Source organism: Anaerococcoides asporogena, from assembly GCF_029590275.1.
Classification (GTDB): Bacteria; Bacillota; Clostridia; order Clostridiales; family Clostridiaceae; genus JG1575.
Window position 1 is genome coordinate 2947420 of the sequence record NZ_CP120965.1, and the last position, 18370, is coordinate 2965789.

16 protein-coding genes and 1 riboswitch are annotated in these 18370 nt (G+C 50.7%); of the genes, 6 read left to right on the forward strand and 10 right to left on the reverse strand.

The genetic code is table 11. The features are described from left to right. Nucleotides 1–112 precede the first annotated feature (112 nt). From P6M73_RS13530 to P6M73_RS13540, 3 genes are all read left to right on the forward strand, one after another. Entirely contained in the window at nt 113–1090 is a 978-nt protein-coding gene (locus tag P6M73_RS13530) for an ABC transporter substrate-binding protein (protein WP_277853559.1), read from the forward strand. 359 nt (nt 1091–1449) lie between these two features. Beyond that, entirely contained in the window at nt 1450–2382 is a 933-nt protein-coding gene (locus P6M73_RS13535; RefSeq protein WP_277853560.1) for an ABC transporter permease, read from the forward strand. Further along, nucleotides 2348–3139: an ABC transporter ATP-binding protein gene (locus P6M73_RS13540; protein WP_489666507.1), complete on the forward strand. Its 792-nt coding sequence runs from the start codon at nt 2348–2350 to the stop codon at nt 3137–3139. Before P6M73_RS13535 ends, P6M73_RS13540 begins: the two co-directional genes overlap by 35 nt. Before the next feature lie 114 nt (nt 3140–3253). Here P6M73_RS13540 and P6M73_RS13545 read toward each other — a convergent pair whose 3' ends face one another. Beyond that, on the reverse strand, nt 3254–3787 hold the full coding sequence (locus P6M73_RS13545) for a hypothetical protein (protein ID WP_277853562.1): 534 nt from the start codon (nt 3785–3787) through the stop codon (nt 3254–3256). A gap of 558 nt (nt 3788–4345) precedes the next feature. Here P6M73_RS13545 and P6M73_RS13550 point away from each other — a divergent pair. Next, nucleotides 4346–4897, forward strand: coding sequence for a hypothetical protein (locus tag P6M73_RS13550; RefSeq protein WP_277853563.1), 552 nt, complete (start codon nt 4346–4348; stop codon nt 4895–4897). A 192-nt stretch (nt 4898–5089) separates the two neighbouring features. On the opposite strand, the gene P6M73_RS13555 is transcribed toward P6M73_RS13550, so the two are convergent. Beyond that, nucleotides 5090–6526 (reverse strand): multicopper oxidase family protein, encoded by a 1437-nt coding sequence (locus P6M73_RS13555; protein WP_277853564.1) that lies wholly within the window; start codon nt 6524–6526, stop codon nt 5090–5092. A gap of 398 nt (nt 6527–6924) precedes the next feature. On the opposite strand from P6M73_RS13555, the gene P6M73_RS13560 reads away from it, so the two are divergent. Beyond that, a complete protein-coding gene (locus tag P6M73_RS13560; protein ID WP_277853565.1) occupies nt 6925–8358 on the forward strand; it encodes a bifunctional metallophosphatase/5'-nucleotidase in 1434 nt (477 codons plus the stop codon). A gap of 150 nt (nt 8359–8508) precedes the next feature. On the opposite strand, the gene P6M73_RS13565 is transcribed toward P6M73_RS13560, so the two are convergent. Then, nucleotides 8509–9912, reverse strand: coding sequence for an ISL3 family transposase (locus P6M73_RS13565; protein ID WP_277853566.1), 1404 nt, complete (start codon nt 9910–9912; stop codon nt 8509–8511). Nucleotides 9913–10190: 278 nt separating this feature from the next. Next, entirely contained in the window at nt 10191–10667 is a 477-nt protein-coding gene (locus P6M73_RS13570; protein WP_277853567.1) for a PH domain-containing protein, read from the reverse strand. A 685-nt stretch (nt 10668–11352) separates the two neighbouring features. Between P6M73_RS13570 and P6M73_RS13575 the strand changes: the two genes are divergently transcribed. Next, nucleotides 11353–11673 (forward strand): hypothetical protein, encoded by a 321-nt coding sequence (locus tag P6M73_RS13575; protein WP_277853568.1) that lies wholly within the window; start codon nt 11353–11355, stop codon nt 11671–11673. 176 nt (nt 11674–11849) lie between these two features. On the opposite strand, the gene guaA is transcribed toward P6M73_RS13575, so the two are convergent. From guaA to P6M73_RS13605, 6 genes are all read right to left on the reverse strand, one after another. After that, nucleotides 11850–13385 (reverse strand): glutamine-hydrolyzing GMP synthase, encoded by a 1536-nt coding sequence (gene guaA / locus P6M73_RS13580; protein ID WP_277853569.1) that lies wholly within the window; start codon nt 13383–13385, stop codon nt 11850–11852. Continuing rightward, nucleotides 13385–14842 (reverse strand): IMP dehydrogenase, encoded by a 1458-nt coding sequence (guaB, locus tag P6M73_RS13585; protein WP_277853570.1) that lies wholly within the window; start codon nt 14840–14842, stop codon nt 13385–13387. The genes guaA and guaB overlap by 1 nt, the downstream gene beginning before the upstream one ends. Nucleotides 14843–14930: 88 nt before the next feature. Continuing rightward, nucleotides 14931–15027: riboswitch (purine riboswitch) on the reverse strand. A 142-nt stretch (nt 15028–15169) separates the two neighbouring features. After that, a complete protein-coding gene (mutY, locus tag P6M73_RS13590) occupies nt 15170–16231 on the reverse strand; it encodes an A/G-specific adenine glycosylase (RefSeq protein WP_277853571.1) in 1062 nt (353 codons plus the stop codon). A 390-nt stretch (nt 16232–16621) separates the two neighbouring features. Continuing rightward, nucleotides 16622–16993 (reverse strand): hypothetical protein, encoded by a 372-nt coding sequence (locus P6M73_RS13595; RefSeq protein WP_277853572.1) that lies wholly within the window; start codon nt 16991–16993, stop codon nt 16622–16624. Beyond that, nucleotides 16993–17373 (reverse strand): type II secretion system protein, encoded by a 381-nt coding sequence (locus tag P6M73_RS13600; RefSeq protein WP_277853573.1) that lies wholly within the window; start codon nt 17371–17373, stop codon nt 16993–16995. Before P6M73_RS13600 ends, P6M73_RS13595 begins: the two co-directional genes overlap by 1 nt. Nucleotides 17374–17513: 140 nt before the next feature. Next, nucleotides 17514–18110 carry a hypothetical protein gene (locus P6M73_RS13605; RefSeq protein WP_277853574.1) on the reverse strand — a complete coding sequence of 199 codons (597 nt, stop codon included), beginning with the start codon at nt 18108–18110 and terminating at the stop codon, nt 17514–17516. Nucleotides 18111–18370 lie beyond the last annotated feature (260 nt).

Consider the following 18370-nt stretch of genomic DNA (forward strand, 5'->3'; position numbering starts at 1 on the left):
ATAATAATCTGTCATGCTTCCTCAACCATAATTTGCAATCCAATAATTTGATAGGTATAATCATGTCATTATCAAAATTTAATAACGAACGAAAGTTCAGGAGGACGGTAGTATGGTAGCAAAAAAGATCCTCGCAGCAGGCCTGGTGGCTGCAACGGTAGGCATGGTCGGGTGCCAGAAGAGCACATCAGAGGTGACCAGTATCGGCATCAATCAGTTTATGGTCCATGCAGCTCTGGACGCATCAAGACAGGGATTTCTGGATGCGCTGAAGGAAGCCGGTTATGAGGATGGAAAAAATATTAAAGTAGAGTACAAGAACGCTCAGGGCGAGCAGCCCACGGCGCTGGCAATCTCCCAGGATTTTGTCAATTCGAAGAAAGATCTGATCTTCGCGATCGCCACGCCCAGTGCGCAGGCATCCTACAATGCAACAAAAGAAATCCCCGTCATTATCACAGCCGTGACCGATCCGGTAGATGCCGGAATCGCCAAATCCTTTGAAAAATCTGAAACAAATGTCACCGGGACTTCCGATGGGGTGCCCATCGGTCCGCAGCTGGACATTCTGGCCAAAGTACTCCCGCAGGCCAAGACGATTGGCGTTATTTACAACACGTCAGAGGCCAACTCCATCCTTCAGGTCAAGCTGCTCAAGGAAGCCGCTGCCGGCAAGGGCCTGACAATCCGGGAAGTCGGCGTCACCAGCCTGAATGACGTGAGCAGTGTTCTGCCCACCGCCCTGGAAGAAATCGATGTGCTCTACACGCCCACGGACAACACGGTGGCATCCGCCTATTCTCTCATTGTAAAAATGGCCAATGATCAGAAAGTGCCCGTCTTCTGCGCAGAAGATGCCGGTGTCAAAGCCGGAGGGCTGATCTCCGCCGGTCTGGATTACTACCAGCTGGGCAAGGAAACCGGATCGATGGCAGTCCAGCTCATTCAGGGCAAGAAACCCCAGGAACTGCCCATTTCTACGATGAAGAACCCGCTCATTGTCATCAACGAGGAAGCGGCTTCGACCCTTGGCGTCACCTTCCCCCAGGAGATCCTGGAGAACGCAAAGAAAGTGACAGATTTAAAATAGGTCGCTCGGTCATCCAGCTCAGCACCTGGAGGCAGACTAACCCTAATATCCATCAAAGAAACTTTGGCAGGAATCCGGCTGGATTCCTGCCTTCTGAAGAAGCCGGGGCAACCGTCGAGTCGACTGTCCCGGTCTCAAGAAAACCGGTGTCCATATCCGGAACATGATGGACAGGAAGAACAGGAGGACGGTAGTATGGTAAAAATAAGGAACATAATCCTGCAGCACCTCACCGGAGAGTACTTCGCGGGCACCTGCAGCAACAATAGCGAACTCCAGCGGCTCATCACTAAGAGTACAGCCACGTCACCGGGACTGGTGTTGCCGGCTTATGCCCCGGCAAGGGAGGGTGCCCAATCATGAACATCCTCATCAGTATCCTGGAACAGGGACTGCTCTTCGCCATCTCGGTCATGGGCATCTACATTACCTATAAGATCATGAACTTCGCGGATCTGTCCATGGATGGAACGTATCCTCTGGGTGGAGCCGTGGCCGGACTGCTACTGATGAACGGCGTAAATCCGTGGATTGCCACTTTGACCGCGGCGGCGGCCGGAGCCCTGGGCGGCTCCATCACCGGTCTGATCCATACCAAACTGAAAATCAACGGTCTGATGGCGGGAATCCTCGTGATGTTCGGCCTCTACTCGGTGAATCTTCGCATTATGGGAAAATCCAATATTCCGCTCTTCAATTCGGCCAGCGTTTTTGATCTGCCCGAACTGAAAGTGGCTGGTACAAATCTGGCTCCGCTGCTGCTCCTATGCAGCGTGGTCCTCGTGATCCGGCTGGGCTTTGAAGTATTTTTCAAGACACGCACCGGTTTTTTCCTGCGAGCCGTAGGTGACAATGAAGAGATCCTGACATCCCTGGCCGCTGATAGCCATGCCATCAAAATTCTGGGACTGGCCCTGGCTAACTTTCTGGTTGGCCTGTCCGGTGCCCTGACAGCCCAGTACCAGGGCTTCGCCGATGTCGGCATGGGAACCGGAAGTGCTGTCACTGCCCTGGCCGCAGTCATCATCGGCACCGCGCTGCTAAAGCGCCTGGATCTGGCCATGAGCACCATTGCCATTATCGGAGCTATCCTGTATAAAGCCATCCTGGTTGTCGTACTTCGTTTCGGCCTTGATCCCAACGACTTTAAGCTGGCTACAGCCGTAGCAGTCATCATCGCCATGGGATCCTCCTATGGGTCCTTCCAGTTCCGGCATCGCGCAAAAAAAGCCTCACGGGTGAAAGGAGTTGATGAGAGTGCTCAACCTCAGAGAGCTGTCACTCACGTTTAATCCCCAGACACCCCTGGAGAATAAAGTCATCCGAAGCCTGAACCTGACCGTCCGACAGGGGGATTTCATCACTCTGCTGGGCTCCAACGGCGCCGGCAAATCAACCCTGCTCAACTTAATCTCCGGAGCATACCTGCCCGATGAGGGCGAGATTCTCCTCGAGGGCCGGGACATCACCGGACTTAAGGCGCATCAGCGAGCCCCTTTCATCGGTCGAGTCCATCAGGATCCCCGGCTGTCCGTCTCACCAAATATGACATTGCTGGAGAACCTTTCCCTGGCCGACGCCAAAGGATCCAGCTTCAGCCTGAAGCGGGCCATCGATCTGAAACGCGTCCAGGATTACCGGGACCATCTGAAGAGCCTTGGACTGGGACTGGAGGACAAGCTGAATACACGGATCGGCTTGCTCTCAGGCGGCCAGCGCCAGGCTGTAGCGCTGTACATGGCGATCATGAAGCGCCCGAAACTGCTGCTCCTGGATGAGCACACTGCGGCGTTGGATCCCAAAACGTCAGAGCTCATCATGAAAGTCACGGATGATCTTATTCGGGAAGAAAAGCTCACCAGCCTCATGGTAACGCACAATATGCAGCACGCCCTGAAATATGGCAACCGTCTCATCATGATGCATGAAGGTACCATAGTCGAAGACATCCGGGGTCAGGAAAAAGCCTCACTGACCGCCGAAGATGTCATCCGCATGTTCAAAACCAAGGGCGATGCCCTGGATGACCGCCTGGTGCTGGGGATGTGATCCTTCGAGGAAGCACCTGAAATAACCAGGCAGGATGAAACCCTGATTATCGTTCTTTCGAACGACGATCAGGGTTTCATCCTATTTACTTCCTGTAGGCTAAGCCCGCAAAGATCATTCCAGAAGAATGGATCTGAAATCCTGGACCTCCCGGCTCAAATCCGACCAGAGAATGGATTGGTCATGCTTCTCCCATCGCTCAAACATCCGCCTAATTTTGTGGTCCTTGAGGAACTCCTGATCTTTCTCCCACGAGTACCCAAAATCAATGTGAGGGTAACGGACCGTCAGATACGCGAACAGATAAATGACATTCGGCTTGAGTTTCTCCACATCCCTGGTTTCCTTGTTGGACAGGTGCGGGATAATCCAAAGCGCCCTGTTCCTGTCCACCGTATTTACGAAGAGACAGTTGAATGCTGACGAACGAGACCACATTTCATCTACAAACAACCAGGCAGTTTCTCTGAGATCGACGACATAAAACCAGTTTTTATTGAGCATGAACAGATGATCAGCGTATACATAGGATTCAATTCCAGGCAGTCGTAAATCAGCATTCTTCTTTAAATCATACACATCAAAACCCGGCGGAAAATGATTCTTCAAGATGCGATATGATTTAAAAAACTCCCGGTAATAATTCATTCCCTGCATCAGTACAACAAGTCCAGTTACCTCCAGGCCCAAGACGATTATAACCATCCATCGTTCCGAGTGAAAAATAAAAAAACCAGCCATTAATAAGAAACACAACAACCCAAAGAGCAGTCGAAATTTTTGAATCTTATAGCAGCTGTAAAAATATTCCCTGTTGATTGGATCTTTCAACATCAAAATCCCCCTCGTATCCATATCTTTTTCGTTCCCAGCTCCGTTTTCCCGGTGGACTCTGACATGCATTGCCATACTTATTGAATGGGACTGCTCGAAATGGCATCTTCCTTGCAATGTAATCAAGCAGACGCTTGACTCATGCTGACCGTCCTTTGCCGGCCGACTCAGAAAGACTGATCGATGCTCTGCAGCTATCGCCACGGGGCTTGCCCTTAATCAGCTTATTGCTTCATGATACCCTTTCTGGAGGGATTTAGTAATCCTGTAATCATATATTTTCTGGGCTCCGATTGATTATATGTATTATAATTGATCCAAAGACAATGAAAAACACCTGATGCCAGTCTTCATTGACAAGGAAGGATCCCCATGAAAAAAAGAAAAATCAAGAATCGGATACGAAAGTCAGTCGATCCGCCGAGGATCTGTCGTGTATTTATGCTCTATGAAGATTACTACCGATATTTTTTTCCACTACTGCTGAGCAAGCGGCTGTTCCTCAGTGCCGAGGAAGACGATTTCCTTCTGGATGGCTGGAGTATCCGCCGTTTTAAGGATGTCCGCCGGGTTGAGATCAAAGATGACCTATGTCTGACGATCGCCCGGAACGAAGGACTTCTTGACTGCCTGCAGCCTCCCAGAGTCGCCATCACCGATTGGCAGTCCGCACTAACTTCTCTTGCTAAACAAGGAAAGAACATCATCATTACTCATGATTCGAAGAATGAATCAGACTTTGAATTTCACATCGGACGAATCCATGAAGTCCATAAAAAGTCGGTGCTGTTCCGAGAATTTGACGCCGACGGAAACTGGTACCGCGAATTGACAATGATCCCCTTTTCCCGCATCACATCCATCACCTTTGGGTCCCGATATGTCGAGATCTTTTCAAAATACCTGCCTCCCTTGCCGATATAGGTGGCTCCGCCGCCTTCTTGAACCTTGTACGCTATCCAAATGTACTTCCCAAGATTAAATAAGCTGACAAATATTTAATGAGCTGCCACAAATAAATGAGCTGCCAAAGATCCGAATCGATCTTGGACAGCTCATTTTTTGCTGGCTGAATTTTTCTGCAGCACGGATGCTCTGCTGTCCCATCTGACGGGTTTACGGATGAACTTCCAGCTGCCCCATCATCCCCGCCTCCTCGTGCTCCAGGATGTGACAATGGTACATGTAGAGCCCGGCAAAGCGGAAACGGACAATGAGTCGGACGGTCTCTCCGGTCCCCACAAATACCGTATCTTTCCAGCCACGCTCATTGGCAGGCGGTGTCCGTCCGTTTCTGGACAGAATCTGGAACTGGGTGCCATGGATATGAAACGGATGTCCGGAGGAACCCATCATCATCTGCCGGCTGGCGGTGATCTCCCAGATCTCCGTGTCACCAAGCTTGACATCGTCGTCAATCCGGTCCATATCGAACTGACGGCCATTGAGACTGACCATATGCCCCATCCCATCCAGACGAATGGTCTTGGTGGCTGTAACATCAGCTTCATTCAGAGGTTCGATGGAAGACAAGATTTCGGGAATCCGAGTGGAATCTGTTGCCTCGCCCTTGATGCGGAAAGTCATGAACCCATCCTGTCCGGTCCTGAAATCCACAGACTGGCCACTCTGATACCCGGAAAAATCGATGATGATCTCAGCCCGTTCACCAGGTGAAAGGAAGAGCTCTTTCATTTCTACAGGTGCCTCCAGAAGTCCTCCATCCGAGGCGATTTGGACAAAGGACCTGCCATCTGCCAGATTGAACCGATAGTTGCTGGCATTGGCGCCATTCACCAGACGCAGCCGCATCCGAATTGGCTGGACCTCCAGATACGGATTTAAGGCACCGTTGACCATCAGATAATCTCCGATAGCGCCATCCATCATATTATCTTCATAGCGGAATGTACCGTTTGTGTTGAAGCTGCGATCCTGAACGATGAGCGGGATGTCATTAACCCCGTAGTCATCCGGCAGACCCAAACTCCGGGAGTTGTCATCCTCCACCAGAATCAATCCGGTCAGACCAGCGTAGACCTGTGTCGCGGTGGTACCCATGACATGGGGGTGAAACCACAAGGTGGACGCGGGTTGATCGATGGTAAAGACTGGCTCCCAGGTGCCGCCGGCAGCGATGGGTTGATGCGGTCCTCCGTCCACTGTCCCTGGGATCTCCAGGCCATGCCAGTGGACCGAAGTAGCTTCCGCAAGTTCATTGCGAAAACCGATGCGAATTGTTTCTCCGCGCCGCACTTTCAGAACCGGTCCCAGATAGGATCCGTTATAGCCCATGGTCGGTGTGGTTTTTCCGGCAAGAAACACCATCCTGCCGGGCTGTGCCGTTAAAGAGTATCTGGCCGTTTCTGAAGAAGAATCCAGATCCTCCAGGACTGTCGGGATCGGCAGGCTGCCGGCAGCTGTCGTTGGCTGGGTCCCTGAGGGAGTAGTATCCGGAGACACCGGGCCGAATGGTCTCAGCGTATTCCAGAGTAGTGCCAAAATCACAATGGCGGCAAGTACCACCACCCCGATGATCGTTTTTTGTTTCATGACAGGTCACCTCCGCGCCTGATCGGATCTGCCCTCTGCTGGCTCAGGGTAACCGGAGTCATAAAAGCAGATGTTGCTGACTGCGATGATGGATCCAGGTCCCTGATCGCAAGTTGAATGAATCACCTTCATACTAGCAGAGAGGGAGAAACATATCTCTTTGGACACCAATATTTTATCTTGAATTCATACTTTCGTTATGAGGATCGGACTCCTTCTGATCACCCGGAATTCGACCAGCATTGCTTTTTGAACAGACTGGGTTGAATTATGACTAATTTTCAAGGTTTTTCTTAACATAATCCGATGCGTAACACCGGAGAATAAAAACCGATTATCATGAAGAAAACGCCTGCCGGATCGACCAGCGGCCTTAAAAGACAAGGAGTGATCAAGCAATGGCTCAACTGACTATACTTCAAATCAATGATACCCACAGTTATGTGGAACCCCATCAGGAAGTGTTCTATGGTTCCGACGGACTTTCTCTGAGAAAAGCAGGCGGCTTTGCCCGCATCAGCGGTCTGGTTCGTCGCATTCGGGAAGAAGTCGGCCACGAAACGCTGTTTTTTGACAACGGTGACACCTTCCACGGGACATATGAAGCAGTGACGACGGAAGGTGAAGTCATGATACCGATCCTTCGACGGCTCGGCCTTGATGCCATGACGTTCCACTGGGACATCGCCTATGGGCCCGACCGGCTCCTGGAGATCGGAAGACACCTACCCTATCCCATTCTGGCTGGCAATGTCTTCTACAAAGCGTCCGATGAGCTCTTTGCGAAACCCTGGATCATCCGTCAGACAGGAACCCTGAAGGTTGGCATCATTGGACTGGCCTCAAATATCATCGATAAAACCATGCCTCCCAAATTCAGCGAAGGTCTCTACACCACAACGGGGATCGATGAGCTGCCCGGTTATATCAAGGCGCTCAAAAGTCAGGGAGCGGATCTGATCCTGCTCCTGTCTCATCTGGGCTATCCTCAGGATCTTGAGGTGCTGCGCCAGGTTCCGGGAATCGATCTGTGCCTCTCCGGTCACACCCACAACCGCATCCAGGACCCGGTAAAGGTCAATGACGCCTGGATCATTCAGTCGGGCTCCCATGGTTCTTTCGTGGGCAGGCTGGAACTGACCATTGAAGAAAAAGCCATTGTCGGCCTGGACCACGAGCTGATTTCACTGAATGAATCTGTCCCTGAAGACCCGTTGATCAAAGATCTCATTGCCGATCAGCGCAAGCCTTATCGGCACCTGGCCCAGGAGGTCGTCGGAGAAACCCGGGTAATGCTGCATCGCAACACTGGTCTGGAAAGCCCCATGGACAATCTCCTCCTCATGGCCATCGCACAGGCTGCCGGAACCCGACTGGCTTTTTCCAACGGTTGGCGCTATGGCGTCCCGGTTCCGCCGGGACCCGTCACCATGGAGGATCTGTACCGCATCATTCCGGTCGATCCGCCGGTGTCTGCCGTATCAATGACCGGACTGGAGATCCGGGATATGCTGGAGGAAAACCTGGAGCATACCTATGCCAGAAATTCCTTTGATCAAATGGGCGGTTATCTCAAGCGCGCCCTTGGACTCAAAGCCTACATCAAACTGGAGAATCCAAAAGGTCAGCGGATCCAGGAACTGTTTCTTGAAGGCGAGCCCTTTGACCCGGACAGAATCTATCAGGCAGCCTTCGTCACGCAGCAGGGCGTGCCAAAAAAATACGGAACTGACCGACATAACCTTGAAATCTCAGCCATACAGGCGATCCGAGATCTGCTGGCCAAAGCTCCTTTCAACGATGGCCAGAAAGAAGCGTTTGTGGTCATCTAAATCCTTCCCGATAGCCGGAATCCTTTTTGAAGCTTCGATGCCGCAGAGGCTGATTAAACTTCAATCACCTCATCAAACATCACCAGCAACATGAAAGCCTGAATCAATGTTATGAAATAACAAAGTGTTCCATTTTTCTATTTTTAAGGCTCAATCATAAATTCTGTGGGATGGTGGATTCCTTACGTACGTTTTACGACTCATATCGAATAACTTGAGGAAGAAGTATTCATCATCTGGATAGCCATACCCTTGTCGACGTAATGTCTTAATCTTGTTGTTGATCCCCTCGATTTGACCATTCGAAATACGGTAGGTCGCATAAGCTATAATCCCTTCAAAATGTCTGTCCATCAGGCGCCCAAACCACTGCAGGTGCTCATTCTCCGAGGCATAGCATACTTCCATGACCTCCGTGATCAGACTAGCCATTTCCGGCTCACTGGCGGCCTTGTACGCCTCCGAGAGCATCTCTTTGACGAGGTCAACTGTGAACAGAAGCTGGTTCTCCTGGATGAGCTGGTCGTACTTCTCCTCACTGCCAGGACGACGCGTGATCTCTGCCCTTTGGAAGAGCGTACCGCCCTTGGACAAGGGTTTGCCCTCCGCGGCCTCCCGGTCTTTGCGCTGCAGCGTCTCCCGAGAAGACATCAGGATATAGCGGGTCCTCTTGAGGGACTCAGCAGCTTTGTACTCACCCACCGCCTGAAGACGCCTCTGTTCGTCTTTGCGCACTTCAGCGACCACTTTGTCATTGAAATTCTTGATGATGTGGAAATGGTCGAAGACCGGCTGGATGTGGGGGCACTTTTCCTCAAAGGCTTCTTGGAAGTCTGAGTTCATGTCCGAAGCGACTGCTTCAACACCGTCCATCCACTCGAGACCGACGTGCTCAATGAAGTCATAGACGACCTGCTTGCGCTTGCCATGGGCGATCCAGAGGATATGGCCAGTCTCTATGTCGATGATGTGGGTGGCGTACTGGTGGCCTCGGTGAAGCTTGAATTCGTCGATACTGAGGTACTTTGCCTGCCTCTGGGGCTTGGTGAGCTTGCCGTCCAGGGTGTACATTTCCTCCAGGCGTTTCAAGTCGATCGCTTTGACCGTGTTCTTGCCTAGACCAGTAATCTCAGCGACCTGTTTGAGATTGTAGGTTCCGATGGCGAGAAGATCCCTAGTGTATTGCAAAAGTGGTTGCGAGATCCGATGACCTTGTGCCTGAAAGGGCACCTGCTGGACTCTGGTGATCCCGCAGGTTGGGCACAGTAATTGATTCTTGTCGAATTCCAGGGAAGTATAAGTGTGCCCGAAGTTCAGGTGCCAAAGACTACATGAGGACGTATTGTTAATGTGCATGAAGCCCCCGCAGTTGGGGCAGGCGCGATCGGTGTCATCTAGCTTGAGGACTCCATGAAACTGAATCACACTTTTACCGGAAACGGCAGTATGCTGTGAACTATGCGTATTAGTAAACCCAATAAGAGACGAAGGGATGTGCAGATAATTTTGGGAATCAGTGATTGTATTAGCTTGTTCATCCTGTGTATAATTCATTCAGAGCCTCCGCTGTGTTTGGATTTGTACATCCGTCCAGATGCATTTCCATCATAGCGCGGGGCTCGTTCTATTATCAAATGTTATGCCGGTTTGGGGAATGGATCTAGTCGGTCAATCCCACAGAATTTGTGATTGACCCATTTTTAAAGCCCCTGAGTTATCAGGGGCTTTCGTTGATCCGTATTCCATTGCCAGGACCTAAGACCCAATGTTCAATGTTCACCGTTCACTGCTTAATGCTTAATGCTAAATGCTTAATGCTTACCGCTTGCTTCTTACTTATTAATGGTTTGGAAATTGCTGTAGGCAATTCCTGCCAGATAAGTGTACAAAGGCTGCATGTTGTATTTCTTGGGAAATTCGAATGTCCGCTCCGAAATGGATACGCCGACTGTTGCCTTGAAGTAAGGTGAAGTGATGTAATGAACGTTGATTTCTGAATCATCCAATCCGAATCCTGCAGTCTCACAGGATACGTTAATGATCGAAGACAGATAGATGGTGTCGATTCGGGTCTTTTTTCCGGTAGCTCCCTGCTTATCAATATCAATGATTCGACGGTCCGTGAATATCACCACATCACGAATCAGCTTGAACCCCATGTGGATCGACTCACCTTCCATCAGGTACATGCCAAACTCCTTGGTCAAAGTCTCCGGCGTCTGTTCACTCAAGTTACCCAGAAGTCCCTGTCCAAAAGCTCCGCCCACTCCCTGAGTAACCGTGTTATTAAGCTTATCTAATATTCCCATCTCAACCTCCAAAAATATAAAGAATAATCCACTGAAACCTGTTTGAATATGTAGAGCTGCTCGCGCTCCGCCAAGAGCCGGCCACCCCATACACCCTGATCTTATCAGATTGACCGGTCACTCCCAAATCAGTGATTCAGGCTTGCCGTTTCCTCTGAGATTTCAGGAATCGCTTTATGCTAAGCGAGCGAAATTCAAAAAACCACAGCATGGTTGTCCACCTAACCCCAGGCACGAACAGACTGTCCAGCTTTTTGATGAGAGCACAAGAAATCCTGTAATCATACGATTGGTGATTACAGGATTCTTAAACAGTTCCGATGCTCTTATGCTGCTTTTTCGCGACAACCGAGATACATACCGATAACCATTTAAGAATCCAACACTCACTCCCCGTTACCTGACCGATAATCGGTTAATGAACGGCTTGATTATTTTATAAGGATGGTCTTCTGAGTTGCCATCATGTAAAGTGATTTGTATAGAGCTGAGCCGTGAATGACTGATTTTCGAAGGCTTCAAGGTTTTTTTCCGCAGCGAATCTTTTATCGCCAGATAATCGAATTCTGGATGAACAGCTGATATCTGTGGTTATGCCGTTCCAAGAAAACCGTGGAGAAAGTGAAGCACAATCATATTCCAATATATTTCTAAGTAATGGATTAATCAATATAGGGGTGAAGTAATGCAAATCATTTATCATATTGGTGAAAAAATCGGAGTAGAAACAATTGTTGTAAAGGGCCTTTTAACTGAAGATACCCAATGCATGTACATAGAATCAAATAACATAAAGATTGCTTTAGATAACATAAATTCGGTTGAATTTATTAAGATTAATGGTTTAGGTACTATGGTGCAGATTAAAAACTATTCTGATACAATCTTTCTTGCGGTTCCACTTATTTTTATCGACAAGGGAACTGGTTTTGCAATCATTAATTACTTTAAAACCAGGAAAACAGGGCATTTACTCAAACTTGCCATGCAATATCAAGAAAAATAATTATCTAGTCAGAACAAAAATCCCCTCTCGAATGAACTTTAGCGTTCAAATGAGAGGGGATTCCTCTGTTCAATTATTTTTGTTGGAGTAATAACGATAGGATCAAAGTGGTATCATTCGCCGTTTTGATATGCTAAAAACCAAGTAACCATGCGGTTTTACTGCGTTTCTATTTTTTACTCCCACTCGATGGTCGAGGGTGGCTTTGAGGTGATGTCATAGACAATCCGGTTGACGTTGGACACTTCGTTGACGATGCGGCGTGACACTTTATCCAAGACATCATACGGAATTCTGGCCCAGTCTGCGGTCATGCCGTCAATGGAGGTTACGGCGCGAAGAGCAACGGTGTGCGAATAGGTTCGCTCATCACCCATAACGCCGACGGACTGAATATTGGGCAGGCAGGCAAAGTACTGCCAGATTTCCGACTCGAGGTTGGCTTTGGAGATTTCATCCCGGAAGATGAAGTCAGCTTCTCTGACCAGTTCCAGCTTCTCTCTGGTGACCTCACCCAGCACCCGGATGGCAAGACCCGGTCCGGGGAATGGCTGACGGCGTACCAGTGCTTTGGGAATGCCAAGCTCTTCGCCGACTCTGCGCACTTCATCCTTAAAGAGTTCGCGCAGGGGCTCAATCAGTTCCAGCTTCATGTCTTCCGGAAGTCCGCCAACATTGTGATGGCTCTTGATGGTGGCGGAGGTAGCGGTTCCCGACTCCACAACATCCGGATAGATCGTACCCTGAACCAGGAAATCAACTTCTCCGATTTTGTTGGACTCTTCTTCAAATACGCGGATAAACTCCTCGCCGATGATCTTGCGTTTTTTCTCAGGATCGCCTACACCCGCGAGCTTATTCAGGAAGCGATCTTGGGCATTGACCCGGATCAGGTTCATGTCGAAGGTTTTTCCGAAAATGGTCTCAACCTGATCGCCTTCATCCTTGCGGAGCAGGCCGTGATCGACAAAAATACAGGTCAGCTGCTTGCCGATGGCTTTGTGCACCATGACAGCGGCAACGGAGGAATCGACTCCGCCGGACAGGGCGCACAGCACCTTGCGATCTCCGACCAGTTCTTTAATCTCTTTGATCTTGTCCTCGGCAAAGGATGCCATGGTCCAGGTTTTTTCCAGACCGGCAATGTCAAACAGGAAATTGTCCAGCAGTTCCCGGCCAAACAGCGTATGATTCACTTCCGGGTGGAACTGAGTAGCATAGAGTTTTCTTGCGGGATCTTCCATGGCAGCATGAGGACAGTCCTCAGACTTGGCCGTAACCTGGAAGCCTTCCGGCATCCGGTCAACATAATAGGTGTGGCTCATCCAGCACTGGGAGTCCTCAGGCAGCTCGCGGGTCAATTGTGCCTGGGGGTTCAGTGTGACCATGGTTTTGCCGTACTCACGCTTTTCCCCTGCTCTGACGGATCCGCCCAGCTTGACCGCCATGAGCTGCATGCCGTAGCATATGCCCAGGATTGGAAACCCCAGTTCAAAAATGCCGTCTTCCACGGTTGGTGCACCGGGATCGGTGACAGAGTTCGGACCGCCCGTAAAAATGATGGCGGATGGATTCTTTGCTTTAATGTCTTCAAGGGTAACGGTATACGGCAGGATCTCGCAATAGATCCCGGCTTCCCGGACCCGACGGGCGATGAGCTGATTATACTGTCCTCCAAAGTCAATGATGAGGACCATCTGGTTGTTTTCCATTACATGCCTCCCTGGGAATAGTTCGGTGCTTCATTCGTTATATTGATATCATGCGGATGACTTTCTTTCAAGCCCGCTGAGGTCTGAATGACAAAAGTTGCGGTCTGGTAGAGCTGTTCGATGGTAGGAGCTCCCAGATAGCCCATGCCGGAACGAATTCCGCCGGTCATCTGGAATACGCTGTCTGCCAGGTAACCCTTATAGGCCACGCGGCCTTCAACACCCTCCGGCACGAATTTTTTGGCATCCTTCTGGAAGTAGCGGTCAGAGGATCCGGCATTCATGGCGCCCAGTGATCCCATGCCCCGATAGACCTTGAAGTTGCGTCCCTGGAAGATGATGGATTCCCCCGGAGCCTCTTCACAGCCTGCCAGCATGGACCCCATCATTACGCTGGAAGCGCCGGCTGCCAGTGCTTTGACGATATCTCCGGAAAATTTAATGCCGCCATCGGCAATGACCGGAACGCCGTACTCACGGGCGACCTCCGAGCAGTCCATCACAGCCGTCAGCTGCGGGACCCCGACACCGGCGACGACTCGCGTCGTGCAGATCGCGCCCGGGCCGATTCCGACCTTGACTGCGTCAACCCCTGCTTCAATCAGGTCTTTGGCGGCCTCGGCCGTCGCGATATTGCCGGCGATGACCTGGAGTTCGGGATACTCCGTCTTAATGCGGCGGACCGCGTCCATGACGCCGCGGGAATGTCCGTGAGCGGTATCGACGGTGATAACATCTACGTGGGATTTAACGAGAGCGTCCACCCGTTCCATCATGTCGGTGGTAATGCCTACGGCTGCGCCGCACAGGAGCCTTCCTGCCGCGTCCTTGGCCGCATTGGGGAACAGACGGATTTTCTCGATGTCCTTGATGGTGATGAGTCCCATCAGGTTGTTCTCATCATCCACCAGCGGAAGTTTTTCGATCTTGTTCTTCTTGAGAATCTGCTTGGCTTCCTCCAGCGTGGTACCAACCTTGCCGGTGATGAGTTTTTCGGATGTCATCAGATTTCTGATCGGCTGTTCAAAATCGGTCTCAAACACGAGATCCCGGTTGGTAATGATTCCCACCAGCTTGCCGTCCACCGTAACCGGAACGCCGGAGATGCGATATTTTGCCATGAGCTGATTGGCTTCCTGCAGGGTATTATCGGGAGAAAGGGAGAACGGATTGGTGATCACTCCATTTTCCTGCCGCTTGACCTTATCCACTTCTTCCGCCTGACGTTCGATGGACATGTTCTTGTGAATCATTCCAATGCCGCCTTCCCTGGCCATGGCAATGGCCATGCTGGACTCGGTGACTGTATCCATGCTGGCGGACACCAGAGGGATATTCAGCCTGATTTTCTTTGTGAGGTAAGTCGACAGATCAACTTCCTTGGGCAACACCTCAGATTTGTTAGGAACCAGCAGTACATCGTCGAATGTGTAGCCTTTTTTGATGATTTTTCCCACGTTCAATCCTCCTCATGAATACAGATAAATTTAAAAGAATCCCGGCGCGATGGGTTGTCCAACGAAGCCGGGAATCCGCCATGAAGCATGATGAATACACCAGCCTCATAGACTAAAATTACGGTTTTAGGTAGAAACGCCCTGCCAGATTCAGAGCATATATGAGACTTATCAAGATATTGCTACCATTATATTTTTATGAGTTTGCAGTGTCAATGAAAAAGGCTTTCTTGAAATTAAAATTTCAATTCTGATCACTCAAAGCATGATATCCTTCAAAAAATCTGATGTATTTGTTTACATGTTGTCTAATCCTCAAGGGCAAGATCAGGCCTCTCCCATGAGTTTTTCCATCTCCCGGCGAAAGACGGCAAAAGCTGTGGGGAGGGTCAGGTCAGACAAGGCGGTTTGATCCTCCCATTCAAAGCCGGATTCAGCGATTCGGTCCGTACTCACCCGGATAATATAGGAAGACATCTGCCATTCCACATGACTGAAGATGTGACGGGCGCCGGGTCCGTCTTCAATGCGTGCCTCCGTAAAACCGAGATCCGCCAGCAGATCACTCACCTCTGCTCTCGTCAAGTCGCCGGGGCGCATTGGAAACTGATGCAGGCCGGCCAGCAGGCCGCGGCGAGGCCGCCGCTCAATGGCAAATCGATTTCCCTGAAGGATCAAAAATACTGTGTGCTGTTCGATCCGGCGTTCTTTTTTTGCCGGAAGAACCGGATAGGCCAGAGGATTCCCCTCACTAAAGGCCAGGCAGTGCTCCCTTACCGGACATGCCTGACACAGCGGCGCGCCGTTGGGCAGGCATATCGTTGCCCCCAGCTCCATGACGGCCTGATTGAAATCCCCGGGCCGCTCCTTCGACATGACGGACTGAACCGCCTCAGTGATATAGCGTTTCCCCGGAGCCGACATCACCGGACCGCCGTAAGCCATGAGACGGCTGAAGACCCGGATGACGTTCCCATCCACGGCCGGAACCACCCGATGAAATGCAATGCTCGCGATGGCGCCGGCTGTATAGGGGCCAATCCCAGGCAATTTCAGCAGTTCCTCCACGGTATCCGGCAGTTCCCCGCCATGATCTGACATCATCCTACGGGCAGCCTGCTGCAGGTTTCTGGCCCGCGAATAGTATCCCAGTCCCTCCCACAGCTTCAGCAGCTGCTCTTCCGACACGCTTGCCAGAGCCGGAACATCTGGAATCGCCTGAATAAAACGCTCGAAATAGGGCAGCACCGTTTCCATCCGGGTTTGCTGCAGCATGATTTCCGAAATCCAGGTGTAATATGGATGCGGTCGGATTCGAAACGGCAGCGCGCGGGCGTGCTCATCATAAAATGCCAGCAATTGATCTGAAAAAGAAGCAGGTTCTATCATAGGTTCACTCCATTCATAATACAAGGTATGCCAGACTTGCTGACCCAGCGGCGGCCAGTCCGACTCAATCCCTCCCGAGAGCGACAGACTCATGTTCAACTGGAGCAGAAACAGGCTGATCAGCGTCCCTCTCATCTTACCCGAAATCGATGAGCTTGAAAATGGATCGATTCAAAGTGAGTGCGACTCAGGTGTAATCCACAGGAACGCCGCGCTCTTACGGCTAAACCTTGAATTTGAGCAAACAATCAGCAATGATTGATCACCCTGCCGATCAAAGTTCAGATGACGCCCCGGAACAGCTTCAGAGCTTGCCGAGCGAACACTGGAATCGAAACGATATAAGAGCCGAGGAGTGATCAGATCACTCTTCGGCTCAATGGTTTGTGATTAACTTCCAATCAGAGGTACGAGACTGCCTAGAAAAAGAAATGGTACAAAAGGCACTTCCCGCACTTTAAACTGCAGGGCTGCCAGCAATGCCAGCAATGATCCGGAAAGCAAAACGAGGGGTAATGCCTCCCGGCAGTGCAGGCTGACCGACAGCAGAATCAGATAATCACCCCGTCCCATGCAGCGCTCCGCCTGATCCTGCCAGATCAGGAGCAGGAGGCAGACTGCCGTTCCCCAAAACCAGGGGGAAAGCAGATGGCTGATTCCCGTGATCAGGGTCCAGCCAAACAGCAGCAAACTGCACCAGTCGTATACAACCCCTTGTTTCAGGTCAGTCCAGGCAGAAATACCAAGCAGCAGATAAAACATCAGGGAGAAGCTGCCGGGATAACACCCGTGCTGACTACCTGTGGAATTTCAGAGATTTTAATCTCCTTCAGCTTGATGGACGTATCCTGCAATCCATCGATGAATGCTTTCAGCTCCTTCAACTCCGCTCCTTCCCCCACCAGCGCCGACAGGGCACTGACTTTCTGGCTCGAGTCAATCTTCGTTCCCACTTCTACCAGGCTGATCATGCTCTGCAGGGTCTTGGCATCCGTCTTCACGGCAATTGTTTTGGCCTGGTCAATGAAGCCCTTGTAGCTGGGCGCCATAACCAGCAGAAGAATTCCAATAATGGCCATGACTACCACCAGTTCCACCAGTGAGAAGCCTTTGCGTTTTCGTTTCAATGTTCGTTTGATCATGAAAATACTCCTTGTTCAATGTACCCGGGTCAAGGGTATTATGAGCAAGGAGTGGTTTTTTAAGCAAAAGAATCAAACTTGGTTCTCTGACTGATCCTTCCCTACAATGCACCCTGACTCGAAAAGATCAGAGCAGCTCCTCAGGCAAGGGGCACTCGCTGTGAGTCCGGCCGGATTTCTGTCATCCGGAAGTTCTCCAGATTGAGCCGGGCCTGGCGATCTTTCAAGATCATTACCGGTCCCTGGGACGTGGTCGAAGTCGGCGGTGTCTGGGATTCGGTAGGCTTTCGGGTCAGTCCGTACAGCAAGCCGATGATCAGCAGCGGCAGCAGAATCCACCACCAGGGGAATCCGGTCCGGGACGGGGGAGCTCCGACATAGTTGGAATCCAGTGGCGGTTCCGTCGCCTCCTCCATCTGCTCATCGCTGATTCCTTCTGTCGTCAGCTGTTCCCTGAATTCTCCGATTCCCCCTTCGTCATCGTAGCTTTCATCCAGCAGTTCCGCCGTCGGGCGAAGCTTAGCCTGGGCATTATCCCACAGATCCGGCCGGGCATAAACTTCCGCGTCATGAGACTGTTCCAGCAGCGGCGGGACCACCTCATCCGTTACCGGTTCCTCATCAATGGGCGATTCAAGGGTCGGCGGCACATCGGCGAGATCCTCGAGTTCTTCCCCCAACGGCTTCTTGATTTTCTTATTCAGCAAGTCATTATTCTTATATTTGTTTTTAGACATATCAAATCGCTCCTTTGCATATAAGTTCCCGTTTCATCCGTCTACTTTCATACTACCGTCATTGAGTGAACAACTTGTAGAAATCATTGCAATGTTTGGAGAACATTCTTAAAACATTCCTTGAATAAACAATTCGGCTGGAAAGCTGTCCTGACATTCCAAACCTGTCCGAATTGTTCCGCAACAGTGATTTTTCCGTTCGTGTCCCCCAGGGGTTGCAAAAAACCTCCCCGGCAGGGGGAGGTTTTTCTGCTGATTAT